13 protein-coding genes are annotated in these 16,547 nt (G+C 61.8%); 8 read left to right on the top strand and 5 right to left on the bottom strand.

From position 1 onward, the window contains the following. Positions 1–10: 10 nt before the first annotated feature. Entirely contained in the window at positions 11–1,069 is a 1,059-nt protein-coding gene (locus VGG51_04260; GenBank protein ID HEY1882237.1) for an alpha/beta hydrolase, read from the bottom strand. 332 nt (positions 1,070–1,401) lie between these two features. Between VGG51_04260 and VGG51_04255 the strand changes: the two genes are divergently transcribed. Beyond that, the gene (locus tag VGG51_04255) at positions 1,402–2,016 is read left to right on the top strand and encodes a hypothetical protein (protein HEY1882236.1); all 615 of its coding nucleotides are present in this window, start codon (positions 1,402–1,404) and stop codon (positions 2,014–2,016) included. Positions 2,017–2,258: 242 nt separating this feature from the next. Here VGG51_04255 and VGG51_04250 read toward each other — a convergent pair whose 3' ends face one another. Further along, a complete protein-coding gene (locus tag VGG51_04250; GenBank protein ID HEY1882235.1) occupies positions 2,259–2,966 on the bottom strand; it encodes a DUF2461 domain-containing protein in 708 nt (235 codons plus the stop codon). Positions 2,967–3,097: 131 nt separating this feature from the next. Between VGG51_04250 and VGG51_04245 the strand changes: the two genes are divergently transcribed. The 5 genes from VGG51_04245 to VGG51_04225 all read left to right on the top strand — a co-directional run bounded on the left by VGG51_04245 (position 3,098) and on the right by VGG51_04225 (position 9,229). After that, positions 3,098–4,564 (top strand): FAD-dependent monooxygenase, encoded by a 1,467-nt coding sequence (locus VGG51_04245; GenBank protein ID HEY1882234.1) that lies wholly within the window; start codon positions 3,098–3,100, stop codon positions 4,562–4,564. Between the two features lie 45 nt (positions 4,565–4,609). Continuing rightward, a complete protein-coding gene (locus VGG51_04240) occupies positions 4,610–5,533 on the top strand; it encodes a hypothetical protein (GenBank protein HEY1882233.1) in 924 nt (307 codons plus the stop codon). 39 nt (positions 5,534–5,572) lie between these two features. Then, positions 5,573–6,535: a hypothetical protein gene (locus VGG51_04235; GenBank protein ID HEY1882232.1), complete on the top strand. Its 963-nt coding sequence runs from the start codon at positions 5,573–5,575 to the stop codon at positions 6,533–6,535. A 238-nt stretch (positions 6,536–6,773) separates the two neighbouring features. Further along, positions 6,774–7,745, top strand: coding sequence for a hypothetical protein (locus VGG51_04230; protein ID HEY1882231.1), 972 nt, complete (start codon positions 6,774–6,776; stop codon positions 7,743–7,745). A 164-nt stretch (positions 7,746–7,909) separates the two neighbouring features. Beyond that, complete coding sequence (locus tag VGG51_04225) at positions 7,910–9,229, top strand: hypothetical protein (GenBank protein ID HEY1882230.1); 1,320 nt, start codon at positions 7,910–7,912, stop codon at positions 9,227–9,229. Between the two features lie 33 nt (positions 9,230–9,262). Here VGG51_04225 and VGG51_04220 read toward each other — a convergent pair whose 3' ends face one another. Beyond that, positions 9,263–10,228 carry a hypothetical protein gene (locus tag VGG51_04220; GenBank protein HEY1882229.1) on the bottom strand — a complete coding sequence of 322 codons (966 nt, stop codon included), beginning with the start codon at positions 10,226–10,228 and terminating at the stop codon, positions 9,263–9,265. Between the two features lie 541 nt (positions 10,229–10,769). Here VGG51_04220 and VGG51_04215 point away from each other — a divergent pair. Continuing rightward, the gene (locus tag VGG51_04215; GenBank protein HEY1882228.1) at positions 10,770–11,795 is read left to right on the top strand and encodes a hypothetical protein; all 1,026 of its coding nucleotides are present in this window, start codon (positions 10,770–10,772) and stop codon (positions 11,793–11,795) included. An 89-nt stretch (positions 11,796–11,884) separates the two neighbouring features. On the opposite strand, the gene VGG51_04210 is transcribed toward VGG51_04215, so the two are convergent. Further along, entirely contained in the window at positions 11,885–13,465 is a 1,581-nt protein-coding gene (locus VGG51_04210; GenBank protein HEY1882227.1) for a hypothetical protein, read from the bottom strand. A gap of 79 nt (positions 13,466–13,544) precedes the next feature. After that, positions 13,545–14,489 carry a hypothetical protein gene (locus VGG51_04205; protein ID HEY1882226.1) on the bottom strand — a complete coding sequence of 315 codons (945 nt, stop codon included), beginning with the start codon at positions 14,487–14,489 and terminating at the stop codon, positions 13,545–13,547. 144 nt (positions 14,490–14,633) lie between these two features. On the opposite strand from VGG51_04205, the gene VGG51_04200 reads away from it, so the two are divergent. Next, positions 14,634–16,547 (top strand): amylo-alpha-1,6-glucosidase (locus VGG51_04200; GenBank protein HEY1882225.1); only part of this gene is annotated, 1,914 nt, incomplete at its 3' end.

The raw sequence follows: 16,547 nt of genomic DNA, 5'->3' as shown, positions 1-16,547 counted from the left end.
AGTCTTCAGGTCAAGAAGCGTAGCCGCTCACATCGGTAACGGCTTGGGCAAACGCCTGCGGATCCTCCTGAGGCACGTTATGCCCGATGCCCTTGAGGACCCGGTGCGAATACTTGCCCGAGAATTTGTCGCGATAGGCCGTGCCGCTCGCGCCCGCACCATCGAAATCGCTGGCAATCGTGATCGTCGGAATGGCGATAACCGGGTTTTCGGCGAGTTTCGCCTCCAGCGCGTCGTATTGCGCCTCACCCTTCGCCAAGCTCAGCCGCCAGCGATAATTGTGGATCACGATGGCGACGTGATCGAGATTGTTGAATGACGCTGCCGTGCGATCGTAGGACGCTTCGGAGAAGTGCCACTTCGGCGAAACATTGGTCCAGATGAGTTTGTTGAACGCATATCGGTTTGCACCATAGCCGACTCGCCCCCGCTCGGTGGAAAAATAGTACTGATACCACCATCCGTATTCCACCGGCGGCGGCAACGGCGTGCCGCCTCCGCTCCAGAATTTGAGATTGGTAATCAGGTAGCCGCTCACGGAGACGAGGGCCTTGCAGCGCTGCGGCCAGAGCGCGGCTACGATATCGGCGGTTCGCGATCCCAGATCAAATCCGCCAATAACGGCTCTTTTGACTTTGAGCGCATCCATCAGGGCGATAACGTCCACGGCCATCACCGCTTGCTGGCCGTTGCGGAAGGTCGAAGCCGAACGAAAACTAGTCGAGCCGAAGCCGCGCATATAAGGAACGATCACACGGTAGCCGGCCGCCGCCAACAACGGCGCGACGTCGACGTAGCTGTGAATGTCGTACGGCCAACCGTGCAATAGAATTACGGGAGGGCCATCTGCGGGGCCGGCTTCGGCATAGCCAACGCTGAGCAAACCCGCATCGATCTGCTTGCGCGAGGCGAACGACGTATGCGCGCCCGGCTTCGCCGGCAGATTTGCGGCGAGCAGTTTTCCGACTTGCGCGTTGGCGGGCCGCGCCCCGGCCAGCTGGGCACCGGCGAGGGCCATTCCAGTGTTACGTAAGAAGCCGAGGCGATCGTACTTACTCTTTTCGGGCATTTTTATCTCTCCAACTTCACGAACGGCAGGGTCGCAAGGCCCTCACCGGCATTGTAGCGCGAAGCGCCGGACGCTCACAGTGACGGTGCGCCAGTTCACCCGGACAGTTGCGCCCCGTAGTCTCCGAGGAAACGACGTTTGGGCTCTCTAACCCCTCGGCATTAACCATGCCGCTGACCGTGCACGGCAAACCTGCCGAAGCCGAGCGATCATTGAAGCTCGCATCGTCACTCATTACGGCGCGCCGCTGCGCGCGGCGCCGGCGAGGCCCTGGCCGCGGTCGAGTCGGCCTGAATGTCTTCCACGACGGTTATGGAGTGACGTAAATGTTGGTGTGGTTACAGATTTCGGCTTTTGCGGCGATCGGTCAGTTTATCGTCATCGCGATCGGCGCAGTGTTCGCCTATGCCCAGCTAAGCGGCCTGCGCCGCCATCAGGAAGCCGAATTGGTCCAGAAGATCTTCGAGACCCTTAATGCGAAAGAGTTTGCATTGGCGCTCGATTTCGTCTACAAAGAGCTGCCCGCCCGCTTAAAAGAACCGGCGTACGTTCGCGACATCGCCGAAGGCAGCGCGACCGCGGCAACCCACTGCGAGCTTCTCGTTATGCACTTCTTCAACGGCCTCGGATTGCTCGTGCATACTGGAATGGTGGGAGAATTTCCGATCGTTTCGATCGTTGCTTCGCCGTGCCTTCGCGCATGGGACCGGCTGACGCCCGTGGTCGAGCTCATGCGCCGCCGGTATCCGCATGCGTACACTCCGTTTGAATCGTTGGTCGCGCGCTCGCGCGCGCTTAGCTTAACCACGATCAACGAGCGGTATCGCGCCGAGACGCCGCGGCTTCGAGCCCAGTGGGAGAGTACCGCTCGCGACCTCGCGTCGAATCGAATACGTTTACTCGATGAGGGCGGCTCCGAAGATCCGCCGCGGGGTGCCCTCACGTGAGGAAGCGGTAATGTCTGGGGAATATACTTCTAGCCAAACGACCCTTTTCGAGAAAGGCTGAGGCTGCAACAAAATGGTCCAAGCGATGATTAAATGCCCCAAAACGGGCAAACTCGTCCCTTCCGGAATCGTGTTCGGAACCCTCGCTGCGTTCGACGCGACCATGTTGGAGAACAACACGGTACAGTGTGAGGCGTGCGGCGCCTCCCACCTCGTCGATAACTCTACCGTTAAAGTCTTCCCTAGCGAGCCGCGCTAGCTGCGAACAGGCTCCAGCCGTACTGCAGCAAAGGCTTCGCCTTCTTGACCAACGCAAGGCTCCGTGCGATTAAGCCGGAGTCGCCGATGTCCGCGTCGGAGAGTTTCTCACTGACCATGAACGTCGCGATCTTGAAATAGGCCGCGATCGGACTCCCGGCGAGCGCTTCGAATCCGCGAGGCATCCGCTTGAGCGCACGTTCTCCCTCCGACAGTGCGAGCCCGTTGCGTTCGAGGGCACGTAATACGCTTTGAAAGCGCTTTGGATCCGAGGCCATCGCTTCCCGCCAGTGCTGAAGCGGCTCTTTCTCGAGCTGGTAGAAGCCGGCGACCGCGAACGATTCCTTTGGCGCCACGTGGATGTAGAGACCGCCGGGGGAACCCCGTAGGCCGCGGTAGGGAAGATACGTTCCAAGGTTGGTCTTGTACGGGCTTTTGTCGGGCGAAAATCGCACATCACGGTAGATGCGAAATCCGACGCGCGAAGGATCGGCGTCGATCGGGATCGACGCTTTGCGTAGGGCGCTTGCGAGGTCAACCGTCAAAGCTCGCAACGGCGCCAGGCACTCGCGTTCGTAGAGATCTTTGCGCGACGCAAACCACTCACGGTCGTTGTTCTTCTTCAAGTCGCGAAGAAACTTGAGTGCTTGCGGCGAGAAACCCGTAAACGCGTCTACTGCTGCTTTTGCCATCGTCACTCGGATTCGGCCCGGGCAATTGCCGGGCCTCGCGCGCATCGTAGGCGTCCTCTGCCTACCATCGTTATTATACCGCAACTCGGGGGGCTTGCCGCAAGCCCCCGAGCTTGGCGTACAGTCAACAAATGCCGATCACCGAGCATGCGGTGCTAATCGCGGGCGCAGGCCCGACGGGGATGATGTTAGCGGCGGAGTTGGCGCTGGCCGACATCGACGTTGCGATCGTCGAGCGCCGTCCTACGCCTGAACTTGCCGGCTCGCGTGCCGGCGGACTGCATTCACGCACGATCGAAGTCCTCGATCAGCGCGGGGTTGCCGATCGCTTTCTCTCGCAAGGGTATACCGCCCAGGTTGCGCGATTCGCCGATACGACGTTGAACATCAGTGATTTTCCCACGCGGCACAACTACGGTTTGGCGCTCCGGCAAAACCATTTCGAGCGCATTCTCGCCGGCTGGATCGAAGAGCTCGCGGTCCGAGTCTATCGCGCTTGCGAAATAACCGGGCTCACGCAACATGACGCCGGCGTCAAGGTGGAGTTGTCGGACGCCGCCGTGGCGCGAGCCGAGTATCTCGTTGGATGCGACGGCGGCCGCAGCGTCGTACGCAAAGCGGCCGGCATCGACTTCCCCGGATTGGATCCGACGACGAGCAACATCGTCGCCGAAGTCGAACTGGCGGATGAGCCGCCGCAGTGGGGTATCCGTCGCGACGCTGCTGGTATCCATGCGCTCAGCAAGTTGGAGAATGGCGACACGGTGAGAGTTTTGATAACCGAGCGTGACCTTCGTACGAGCGAAGCGACGCTTGCGGATCTTAGAGAAGGGCTCGTCGCCGCCTATGGGACCGATTTTGGAGCCCACAGTCCGACGTGGATCTCGCGCTTCACCGATACGACGCGGCAGGCGGCGGCATATCGTAATGGCAGAGTGCTCGTCGCCGGCGACGCCGCACACGTTCATCCGCCCGATGGCGGACAAGGTCTCAACACCGGCGTTCAAGACGCGGTGAACCTCGGATGGAAACTGGCCCAGGTGGTGAAGCAAACGTCACCCGAGAGCCTTCTGGATACGTATCACACCGAGCGACACCCCGTAGGAGCGCGCGCATTGCGCCACGCGATGGCGTCGATTCCGCTTCGCAGCGATGAGGCGCGGCCTCGTGCCCTGCGTGATATCATCTCCGAACTCCTCATTATGGAGGAGCCCCGAAAACATATTGCCGGGATGCTATCGGGCCTCGATATTCATTATGACCTTGGCAATGGACACCCGCTGCTCGGACGCCGCGTGCCCGATCTCGACCTGATCACTGCAGCCGGTATCCTGCGCGTATTCACCCTGCTGCACGATGCGCGCCCGGCGCTGCTGAACCTCAGCAACCCGAAGAGCCTCGACATCACGCCGTGGGCGGAACGAGTCAAACGCGTCGATGCACAACACAACGGTGCCTGGGAGTTGCCCGTGCTTGGTGCAGTCACTGCGCCCGCGGCGGTCCTGATCCGCCCGGACGGATACGTCGCGTGGGTTGGGGATGGAACCGATGATGCCCTCGCGGAGGCATTAACGACCTGGTTTGGAGCGCAGCGGTAATCGCGGCTCCACGCCGAACTCCATTTAGCACGAGGGAGTACGCCGATGAAGAACTCCGATCTTCGCCGCGGTGCGCTGAGTATATGCGCTGCCTCCATGCTGCTTTCCGACTGCAGTGGGAGCGCGGGCTCTCCGATAACTCCTCCAACCGCAAATCCGCAGCATTCGCAAACCTTCAAGTTCACCGGTGCGGCGCAAACGTTCACCGTGCCGCCACGCGTGACGCAACTGTCGATCGTCGCCGACGGTGCAAGCGGTGCCGGTAGCAGACGGCGCCACGGCGGGCGCGGAGCCTTGGTAGAGGCCACGGTTTCCGTCAAATCGGGGCAGCGGCTAACGGTTGTCGTGGGCGGGGAGGCAAAAAGCGCCCATGGCGGCTTTAACGGCGGCGGCGCGGGAACTTACGGTGGTGGCGGCAGCTCGGACGTGCGCACTGGAAAGGGTGCACTGGCGGATCGCATCGTTGTTGCTGGAGGCGGAGGCGGCGCAGGCGAGAGTTTCAACTGGGCCAGCAGCAGCAGCGGTTACTACTGGTGCTACGGCGGAGCCGGTGGCGGCGGCGCCCCCAAGACCGGTAAGGGTGGCGGGAGCGGTCAGTGCGACGGCGGCGGCGGCGGCAGCGGTGGCTCGCAAACGTTCGGCGGCGACGGCGGCTATGGCGGGCCAAACGAGGGTTCGTCGCGAGGCGGCAGTCCGGGGTGCGCCGGCACCGAAGGCAGTGCAGGCGCGCTGCTCGACGGCGGCGCGGGCGGCAGCGGTTGCGTCGGGGACGGCGGCGGCGGAGGCGGCGGATATGAAGGGGGCGGCGGAGGCGGCAGCGGCGGCTGCTGTTCCCTCACCGGCGCAGGCAGTTCGACCGGAGGCGGCGGCGGCGGCTCCTCGTTCGTCGAAAAACCGGCGGGCAGCGTTCACGAATCGCCTGGGATGGCACCGGCCGGCAACGGAAAAATCGTCGTTTCCTGGAGTTAAATAACTCGATCGATTTAAAGCCCGCTTTGGAGGCGCTACGTGAAACTTGCGCGATTTGCCGTCGCTCGTACTCAAACTCTTCTGGTGGCCTTCACCCTCTCTGCCGGAATCGCCGCATGCGGCGGCGGACTTGGCACGAACCCGGTGCAGCCGGGCTCTTCTGCGCTGCACGTCGCGAGTTTCACCGGAACAGCGGGCGCGCGCAAGACGCTCGTGTACGTTGCAGACCATGCGAACAGTTTCGTCGACGTCTTCAACCGCGACGGTCTGCTTCTGTACGTGCTGACAAAGGGCGTGAGTGCGCCCGCCGGCCTCTTCGTCGACGCGCAGCACAACCTGTGGGTCGCCAATCCTGGAGCAAACAACGTCCTGGTCTTTGCCCGCGGCTCCAAGAAGCCGACGCGGACGCTGCAGGATGTGAATCAGCCCAACGACGTCGCGGTGTGCGGCAACGGCACGGCGTTCGTCGCCGACGACCTCAGCCTCGGTGGTGTTGCCGTGTATCCGCCCGGCCACAAAAAGCCGGCGCGGAGGCTCGAGGCTCAACAGAGCGGGCGCGAAGGCCTCGAGTCCTACGTAACCTGCGACACGAAGGGCAACATCTTCGCGACTGGCTACATCGGGCTTTCGCCGTTCGCAGCGACCGTGGGTTGGCGAAGGGGGCGCGAGTCCGGATACTACCTGTTTCCTCAAGACGCATGGTCGACCAACGGCATCAAGGCGACGAACGCCGGAACGCTGCTGATCGCTCGGGACGCCGACTCTCGGCCGGCGCTGGTGGAGTTCACCGAGGCCGGTAAGCGGACGGGCAATGCCATAAGGACGGGCGCCGACGTGTGGGGCGACATCGCGCTCGATGTGAGGCAGAACGTCGTCTTCGGCACAGTCCCAAGGCTGAGCGCCGTCGTGGCGCTCAAATTCCCGAGCGGTTCGCCGAGCCGCACTTATATGGCCAACAACCTCGTGGAACCAGAAGGCGTGGCCGTCGATCCGGGGGACTGATGCTCTAGCACGTGGCGCAAAAACCAAGGACGTCGCGAAGAAAATGCGCTTCACGACAGTTAAAGACCGCGTGTGCCGGTCGAACGTGAACCAGTGGTGCACCGTGCAAAGGCGAAGGCATTGTTGAGGTCGTACGTAGCGCAGGGAGGCCCGTTGTTACTCCATTGCTACTGAACGGAGCGTACATTTTATGATGAGAAGTTTGCCTATCACGTGTTGCGGGCTGTTCGCGGCCCTGGTGCTGTTGGCAGGTTGCGGCGGCTCGACCGAGAGCTCGCTGACGCCGCTCTCGGGTCAAAGCGCGAGCTCCGCACAACACCGGGCGTGGATGAGCCCGCTGGCGAGCCGGAAGTCCAAACTACTCTACGTTTCGGCATTCAACGGAAGTGACGTCACCGTCTACGACTACCCCAGCTTGGAACAGATGGGAACCCTGACCGGCTTCTCGTCACCGAGCGGCCAATGCGTCGATGCCAAAGGTAATGTCTATATCGCCAATTTCACCAGCGGAGTCGTGGACGAATACGCTCACGGAGGCACGAGCCCCATCAAAACCTTTACGACCAGCGGCGACGCTTTCGGCTGTTCGGTTGACAAGGCGAACGATCTGGCGGTGACGGATTTCCTAGGGGTAAGTTACTCCGCCGGGAGCGTCACGATCTTTCCGAAGGGCTCCAGCAAGGGCGTCGTTTACAGCGACCCAAGTAATTGCCACTACATATGGAACGCCGGCTACGATAACAAGGGGAACCTCGTGATGATCGCCGAGAACGAAGCATCGGAGACCGTTACCTTTTGCGCGGTGCTCAAGGGAGACAAATCTCTAACGATGCTGACCGCGAGCGGATTCACGATCTACTCTCCTGACTCCACGATGTGGGACGGCAAATACATCGCTCTTGGCGATCAGCAGCTTGGCGGGGGCCTTCAGTCGGGGATGATTCGGGCCTCGCTGTCGGGTTCGACGTTAACCTCGCATGGTCAAGTCCTCTTGGCCGACACTTGTCAGGGTAACTACACCCACGTGGTTCAGCCGTTCATCGTCGGCCACAAGAACACGCCCGTCAACGACAGGCAAGGTGGCGTCGTCGTCGGCGGAAACGAAATTTGCAACGCGGACCTTCGTTTATGGCACTACCCGGCAGGCAATACGCCCTCCAAATCGTTCACCGTTCAATCGGGCGGCCAATCCGTCAGCATCGCCAAATAGATGCGACCAAAGGACTCCTAGCTTCTCTTTGGACGGTTCGTTAATGGTTTAAAGCGGCGTTAGCGGAAGCGTCACGTTTGTGCGCGATCGGTCGTTACCGGGATCCAGCCAGAATCGCGCACCAAGCGGGCGTCGTAGATTTGGTTGGAGAGGAGCATCCGCCAATGAACATTTCGATCAACGCCGCCTATGCATCAGCTGCATTAGCGGCCGCCGTGGTGCTGTCCGGCTGCGGCGGCGTGCCGTCCTCGACCTTCGCGCCTGCAGCATCGACGCAGCAACGCGTTACAACATCCGGGCCGAACGCACGCTCGAAGGCACGCTTCAGGCACTACGATCTCGTCACGCTGGACTCGCTCGGCGGAAGCGTCAGCTTCGCCATCAACATCAACGATCGCGGCCAAGCCAGCGGCACATCGCTGCTAAGCTCAAACGAAATCGAGCACGCCCAGATCTGGGAATATCCCCCGCGCACGATCGACCTCGGCACGCTGGGCGGCCCGAACAGCGCCATTTTCCAGTATAACCACGGGAGCGCCGGTCAGTTCGTGGGATGGTCGGAAACCTCGGCCACTGATCCCAATGACGAAAACTTCTGCGGTTTTGGCACGTCGCACATTTGCTTAGGTTTCAGTTGGCAGCGCGGTAAGATGAGGCCGCTTCCAACCCTCGGCGGAAACAACGACAACACCAACGACGTGAATATGCGCGGCCAAATGGCCGGTGCCGCCGAGACCAGTATTCAAGATCCGAGCTGCACTCCGCCGCACGTTCTCGATTATCTCGGCGTCATTTGGCAGCCGAACGGCAAGATCACCACGCTGCCGCCTTACGCCGGCGACACTGTTTCGTATGCGTACACGCTCACGCAGTCCGGACGGGCTGCCGTTGGCAATTCCGGCTCGTGCGCCGCTCCAACGAGTCACGCGGTCCTCTGGCAAAACGCCTCACCAATTAGCCTCGGAAGCCTCGGGGGCAGCGTCAACATCGCATTGGATATCAACGAACGACGCCAGGTCATCGGCAACTCAAACCTGTCCGGAGACACGGTGACTCACGCTTTTCTTTGGCAGCGCGGCAGAATGAGCGACCTTGGCACGTTGCCCGGCGACACCGATAGCTTCGCCGGCGGAATCAACGATGCGGGACAGATCGTCGGCGAATCGTGCGACGCGAGCGGAAACTGCCGAGGCTTCCTCTGGCAGAACGGTTCAATGAGCGACCTCAACGCGCTCATCGCGCCGAACAAGAACCTGAACGTGCTGTTTGGCGGCAACGTTAACGACCGGGGGCAGATCGTCGGCGCAACGGTCGACGCACAGGGACTAGAGCGCGCGGTCGTGTTGATCCCCGGCAGGGCGGGCCATGCTTTGCCGGGTGGCGCTTCTGCGCTTGCGGTTACGCCGCCCGGAGGCTTGCTGATGCGACTTCGGAACCCCCGTGCGAAGTTCTGGGATCTTCGCAAATCCGCAATTCCGCGATAGCGCAGAGACGGAGAGTTGAAGGTAGTGGTCGAGTTACGGGACGACGACGGCGCGGCGGCCACTGCTCTCCGACGCAGCCCAGGCATCAGCGATCGATGAGAGAGTGAAGGGTTGTGTCGGTACGTCAATCTTGTGATCGGCGATGAGCTGCATGTAGATCGGAATCTGCGCTACGACGTCGGCAATTGAGGCCGAGCCTGCGCCGCTTCCGGAAATACGAATATGCCGGCTGCGCAGGAGCGACGCGGGCACAGCCGCATCGGGACCGGCCATAGCCCCAATCTCGACATACGAGATGTTCGCACGATCTTCGTCCAAACCGTGCCGGCCCAGCGCACGGAATGCCGCTTCGGCCGCGCCGGCCCAAAGGAAATCAAGGACGATGCTCGGTGCCGTCTCGCCGAGTGCTCGATGGAGCGCATCCGCATCGGCTTCGGGGTCACCGATCAGCGAGACGGTTTTGGCATCGGCTTTCGCTATGCGTTCAAGCGCGGCAGCATTACGCCCGGCTCCAACGATCCGCGTGGCGCCGAGCACGCGCGCATTTTGGGCGGCAAGCGACCCTGCCATGCCGGTTACGCCGAGAATCAAAACACTGCCAAGGAGGCCGATCTCGCGTTTGCGTGCGTTCAACGTCAACCAAGACGCCAGACCGGGATTGACTCCGCCGGCTATCTGTACCGGGTCCGCCTCGGGTGGAAGCGAGATGCGCACGCCCTGCGGCACGGCCATACGTTCGGCAAGGGTGCCGTACGGCCGCGCAATATTTCCCGTGTAGATCAAGTCGCCGTCTGCCGTGCGCGCAACGGCGTCGAGGCCTGGGATCAGCGGCCATACGCCCGCACTTCCGTAATGACGTCCCGATGCCAAAGCGCGTACGATCGGGTGAATCCCCGCCGCAACAAGGCTAACGAGTTCGTGGCCTTCGCCGAGGATGGGCTCTGCGAAAGACCCGTATTCCGGCACGCCGTCGCGTGCCCTTATGATTGCCGCCTTCAATCCGCGTCCACGTCAAGCACGTTGTGTAAGTACTAAGCCGCGATTCCCCATGTGCGGTCGCGCTTCGACGCAAAAAAGATTTCTTCCATCCCGACCTCGCGCGGTTCGAAGAGCGAGCGCTAGCTTGTCCGATAACGAGGTGCGTTTCTCGTCAAAAGACGAGGCGCAACTTGGGAAACGAGCACTCTAGGTGCCCTCGCTTAATCTGGCCAGGGAGACGACCGCTCCGAGGCCCCCCGGCAGCCAGAAGATGCCGGCCGTTTTTGGCCTGCGCTCCCCCAGAAGAACCACCCCAAAAAGATGACCGCTGTGAAGGATTTGCTGTGGCAAAAGTCACAGTCCACGGCAGACCCGAGGACCTCGCACGCTTTCCCGGCCGAGGACTTCGCCTTTCATCTCCCCGGTCGAAGCAACTGCCTGACGTCTCGCGAGTGCCGCGTGGTCGAGTGAAGTTATCTCGATCTCTGTCATTCATTACTGAGGCAAAGTCGACGCTGACTAAAGACACTTCGATCTAAAGAAATGGAGCAAGGTTCCACAAATGAATACATTGAGTTTGGCCAAGTATACGTTAGGACTTGCGGCGGCCGGGGCGATGCTCGCGGCTTGCAGCAGCGGGGGCGGATCGGCGCTCGGTCCCAATTCAGTCGGAACGTCCAACGGGATGCACCTCGGCAGAGCGGTATCGCAAAACGGTATCCTGATTACCGCAGCCCACCCCAACCTGAACGCACACGTAACCCCTGACAAGCACCACCGCCATAAGAAGAAGAAAGCCGATCAATACATCGCGGACTTCAGCGCAAGCGACGTACTGGAGTTCGATTATCCGAAGGGCGATTCATCGATCGGAACGATCTCCGGCGTGTCGGAGGCCCAGGGCTCGTGCACCGATGTACTCTACGGTAGCGGCAAGAAGACCTTCTGGGTAACGGCGAGCGGCACGGATTCGTTCGAGCAGTTCAAGGTCGGCGGTACCAGCCCGATCGCGACGCTAACTACAACGGCCGGCGAACCGGTGGGTTGTTCCATCGATCCCAAGACCGGCGATCTTGCCGGGACGATGATCAACAACGGTGTGGTTGTGATCTACAAGGGCGCAAAGGGCTCGGGAACGGCTATCTCTACCCCGTTGGTTGAAGCATTCTTCTCCGGCTACGACGCCAGCAGCAACCTCTTTATCGACGGCTTCAACTCCCAAGGTGAATTCGGCTTGGTTGAGATTCCGAAGGGCAAGAACACCGCCGAAACCATCACGACCAGCAACTCGGTCGAGTTCCCAGGCAGCGTTCAATGGGACGGCAAGTATGTCACGGTGAACGATCAGGAAGCCCACACGATCGACCAGTACACGGTTAAAGGAACGACCGCGACGGAAGAAGGCACCGTCTCCCTCTCCGGTTCGTCGGACTGCGATCAAACGTGGATCGCCAAGGGCTACGTCATCTGTCCGGATGCCGGAAACGTCGACGGCGAAATCTACAGCTATCCGGCCGGCGGTTCGCCGCTCGCGACCCTCACGGGCAGTTTCTCGGAGCCGCTCGCATCAGTCGCAGCCGCCAAATAGTCTAACCAAGCCCTTCAATAGGGGCACCGTCAACGCGTACAATGGGCCAGCTCCGGCTGGTCCATTGCTTTTCCGGCCGAGCGGTTCAATCAGAAAGAGATCGGCCGGCTCCGCCGCCCTGAGCCGAGAGCCTCCAGTTGCGCCTTAGAATCCGGCGCTCGCAGCGTGTCGCGGATCTCTTGCGCGAGCCGCGGCGCCGCTCCGCCGATGCCCTCGCGCTGCGCCGTTGCATAGGCGCGCGCGAGCGAGTACGGATGACCGTGCGCCGACAAAAGGCAAAGCGCCAAGTCCGCCTGCTCGCGGGCCTGCAACGGCAGGTTGAGTGCGGCGTAGGCGTCGGCAGAGATTCGCGCGGCCATTCCGGCGTAACGCTCCATTCCGCGCGCCGACGCGAAGCGCGCGGTTTCATTGGCGTGGGTAAGCGCCCGTTCAGAGTCGCCCAGCGCCAAATGCGCCTCCGCCATCGCGAGCGGCGCCCGAGCGGCAAAGAGTGCGGTTCGTCCGTGCGTCGCAGCCTCGCGTGCGAGCGCCAGCCCCACTTTTGGATCGCCGCCAAGTGCGTGCGCCTGCGCCAGCAGCAGGGCCGAATCCGCAATCAGCTTCGGGTTTCCGGCGGTGCGCGCCGTCTCGAGCGCGAGCGTGCCGAGCGCCAATGCCTGCTCGAACTCCTCGCACTGCGTCAGCGCACTACAGAGTAAGCCGCTTGCGACCGCGACGCCTTCGGCGTGACGCGCGCATTCGAAGACGTCCAGCGCCTCCAGCGCATACTCGATCGAACGCGGCATGCCGCCGACGATCAGCTCGTGCACGACGCTGAGCTCGAGAAAGAGGCGGCCGAGCAGATCGTTGGGCTTGTGAGGCAGCCGGTCGAGCAGCCGCCGCGCGCGGCCCAGCGTGTGGAGTGCCGCCGCCGGATCGCCATGCAGACACGATAACTCTGCGCGATGGAACAGCGCGCCGGTGGCCACCCTGACGTGACCGCGTTGAACCGTGGGCGGCAGCCGTTCCGCGGCGCCGGCGGCCCGCTCGAGGTGCACGGTCGCGCCGGCCAAATCGCTGCCCGCGTTCCACGCCACGTACGCGGACGCCATTTGCAGAGTGACCTCGCCGATCGGCTCCAATTCGCCGGCCATCTCGCGAACGTGCTGCAGTGCCCGCGCGAACAGGCGCTGTGCGCGCTCGTTATCGCCGATATCGCTCGCAATTTCTACGCCGTAGCACCAGGCGCGCACGCCGTCGTTGGGATCGGCCGCCTCGATCGCGATGCGTTCGAGCAGTGCGAAGGCCGCGCCGAACGCCCCAACGAGACGAAGGTTTGCGACGCGATCGAGCTCGAGCTCGAAGCGGGTGGGAAGGCTTCGGACCGGCCGCGCCGACTCGCGCAGATTCGATTCGAGGTTCGCCAGTAACCGCTCGAACGCACGCCGCCGCTCGCGATAGAACTCGCGCAACGAGACGCCGAGATCGGCGGCCACCGCGGCGTGCTTTTCTCCACGCAGGTCGCAGCGCGTGACGATTGTGCGCTGCCGCGCGAAGTGCACGTTGCGCGTGTCGAGCTCCGTATCGAGCGTTGCCACCGCGGACAGCACCGCGGCGCGGATGCGCAGCAGCGTGAGCTTTTCGTCGATGGGAGCGTTTCCAGTTCGCAGTCCGCCGAACGCGCCACGCACCAGCGCGCTCTGCCGTACCGACTCCGGATCGTCGAGACGGCGCAGGAGACGCGACAGTTCGGCGAACTGCGACGGGCGCTTAATACGGGCTGTCCGGACTCGTCGCGACTCCGAATGCTCCCGAGAGACCGCTGGAGAAGCTTTGAATGGGCGTTCCAGAGGGATAGGCGACCTCCTGAACCGATGGGCCGAACGGATCGCTCACGAAGAGGTGCGCGTTCTTCTTGTTGAGTGCGATCTGGTAGGCGAGGTTAAAGCCTTTGATCTGCTGCGACGGCACGGTCGCTCCCGGCGGAAAAACGTCGACGCCCGGCAGGCTTTGATCGTCGAGCAGCAGATCGTCGCTCTTGTCGAACGCGAGGCCCCCCGCGTTATCGTACTTGATGTGAATGCCGAGATTCTTCCCTTTGGTCGACCCCGGGGCGAACTTGAGCACTTCGAGGTCGTTGTTGGTTGGATCGCTGTACGCTACGTAAAGCTTGTTTTGAGTATTCAGTGCGACGCCGGCCGGAAACGTCGCAAACGGGATGGTCGTCGTGGGCGTCGTGCTGCCTTTGGCGTATTCGTACAGGTTGCTGTGCGAGCCGTCGCCAAAATCGGAAACGTATACGGTGCCGTCGCGTCCGGCGACGACGTACTTGGGCCCAATGGTGCCGGTCAGCGTCTTCGAGTGCGTCGTCTGGCCCTTTGGATATTCGGTAACGGTTCCGGCGCCGAAGTTGCAAACGTAGAGCGTACCGCGCGGATCGACGTACAATCCGTCGGGGCCGGCGATCGCGTCGGTGATCTGGCCGGTCGGTGCGCCGGTCTTCTGAGAGAATATCGCGACGCGCTGATTGGACTGGTCGGCAACGTACAGCTGACCGCCGTGCTTGGCTTGCGGCGATAACCAACCGATGCGTGCGGCCGACGGCGCCGCGGCCGAGCCTGCGGGAGGAACGACGCGGGCGTCGCCCGAGCATCCCGCCGCCACGGCCGGCACGGCAACGAGCGCTAACGCGCTCAAAAGACGGTGTGCGTGCATCTCTTAAAACCTTTCTCGTAAACAGAGCGCAGAGGCTCCTTTGGTTTTGAGCCTGGCATCGCGCCACCTTGCGCGAGGCATGACCAAAACCTGACCCGGCGCGGGCACCTCAGGATGACGCGCCCGGGCGACGAAGATAGCGGCATGGAAGTGGGCTCGCTGCCGTCGTTCACGACTACGGAGTCAAACCTCGGCATGGGCGCGAGCCTCGGCAACAGCGCTCTGTGGATTCTCACTAAAGGTACGGGCCAGATCGAACGCGTCTTTCTCAATGACGCAGCGCAATCGTTGATTGGCACGATCGGGGTTCAATATGGTTCTCGTTCCAAACCGCTTGGCAGCTTAGGCTTTTCCGATACCGGCGAACCGTCAGATGTGCAGGAGTCCCCGAGCTATACACAGCTCTTTGCAGACGTCGGCAAACGCGTCTTTGAACTCCATCCCGCATATCAGCGCGTCAGATATACGCTCAAGAGCGTGATCGACATTGTGGAAACGACGTTCCTTCCACTCGGCAGCGCCAAGCCCGGGCACGAAGATCCTCCGCTGGTGTACATCATCGTCGACGTTATCAACCGCGACACGATCCTGCATCATGCTCGCGTCATCGGTTCTGCGATGCTGAGCGGCAGCACGCCGGCCGACGTACAGACGCGATTCGAAGCTAGAGCGAATGCGCTCGTCTCCATAAACAAGAGCCGTCCCCAGTGGGTTCGCATCTTCGGTCTCTCGGAACCGCCGACGCGATACGGGTGCGACTTCGACTACGGCGGAACGTACGACGCGACGTACCTGCATAACGTTCGCAACAACCTCGATGCCGTCGGCGCAGTCCTTGGCCGGCTCCAACTCGATCTCGCGCTGGAGCCGAATAAACCCCGCCGGTTCTGTTTTGTTGCCGGTGCCTACGCGCACGGTGACGTCGACGCGCTGCGGAACTATTTAACGCGCGAGGAGCCGCACGCGGCGCTCGAGCGGTCGATAAAGCACCTCGCGCAGGTTCTGCGCCACGGACGCGTGCTCACGCCTGATCCGGTGATCAATAATGGCGCGCTCTGGAGCAAAGTTAACATGCGCCGCGTGATGGCGACCTACCCGACAGCATGCGGGTTGACGAACGATCCAGGGAACTACCCGAACATCGTGGTTCGCGACTCGGCGTGGTTTGTGTATGGTAACGATCACTTTCTTCCGTCGTTCTCTCGCGATCTGCTCGACCACATCGCACGCCGCCAGTATGAGAATGGAAAGCTTCCGGAATACTTCGATGCGGTCACCGGTCACATCGAGGACGACGGACTGAACATCAACGACGACACGCCGTTATTCATCCTCGCAATCAATCACCATTTCCGCTCAACGGGCGATTCCACTTGGCTGCAGCAAATGTACCCGTCGGTCGCGAAGGCCGCGCGCTACATTATCTCCCAAATCGACGCTCGCGGACTGGTCTTCTGCACTGCGCACGATCCGCGCGGCGACGTTTGGGGCATCGCCGGGTGGCGCAACATCATTCCGCGCTACAACATCAACGGCGCGGTGACCGAGATCAACGCCGAGTGCTGCGCCGCGTTGCGCGCCGCCTCGCATTTGGCGGAGAATCTCGGCACCTTCGACCAGGATCGGATCGCCTTTGGGGAAGCATCCGCAGGTATTCGCGACGCGATGGACGCTCATCTCATTAATCCGAAGAATGGATTGTACTACCTCAACGTCGACGTCGATGGCTACGCACGAACGGACGTGACCGGGGATGAAGTATTCCCTGTTATCATGCGCGCGTGCAGCGATGAAACGGGGTTTCGCATCATCAGCCGGCTGAATTGCCCCGATTTTTGGACCTCAGCCGGATTGCGAACCGTCTCACGTTTGGACCCGCGATACGAGCCCGCTGCGTATTCGGGTCTGCTTGGCGGCGTCTGGCCCGGGCTAACGTGGTGGTATGCATTTGCTGCGGCGCGATACCATCCCGACGTTATGGTGCGCGCACTTCGCTCGTCGTTCGAGCATTACGGCCTCGAACCGCGCCTCTACAACACGGTGCCGGGCCAGTTCAGC

It is taken from the genome of Candidatus Cybelea sp., assembly GCA_036489315.1.
GTDB lineage: Bacteria > Vulcanimicrobiota > Vulcanimicrobiia > Vulcanimicrobiales > Vulcanimicrobiaceae > Cybelea.
The sequence above is the reverse complement of the archived record's forward strand: the minus strand, read 5'-3'. Positions and strand labels throughout refer to the sequence as shown.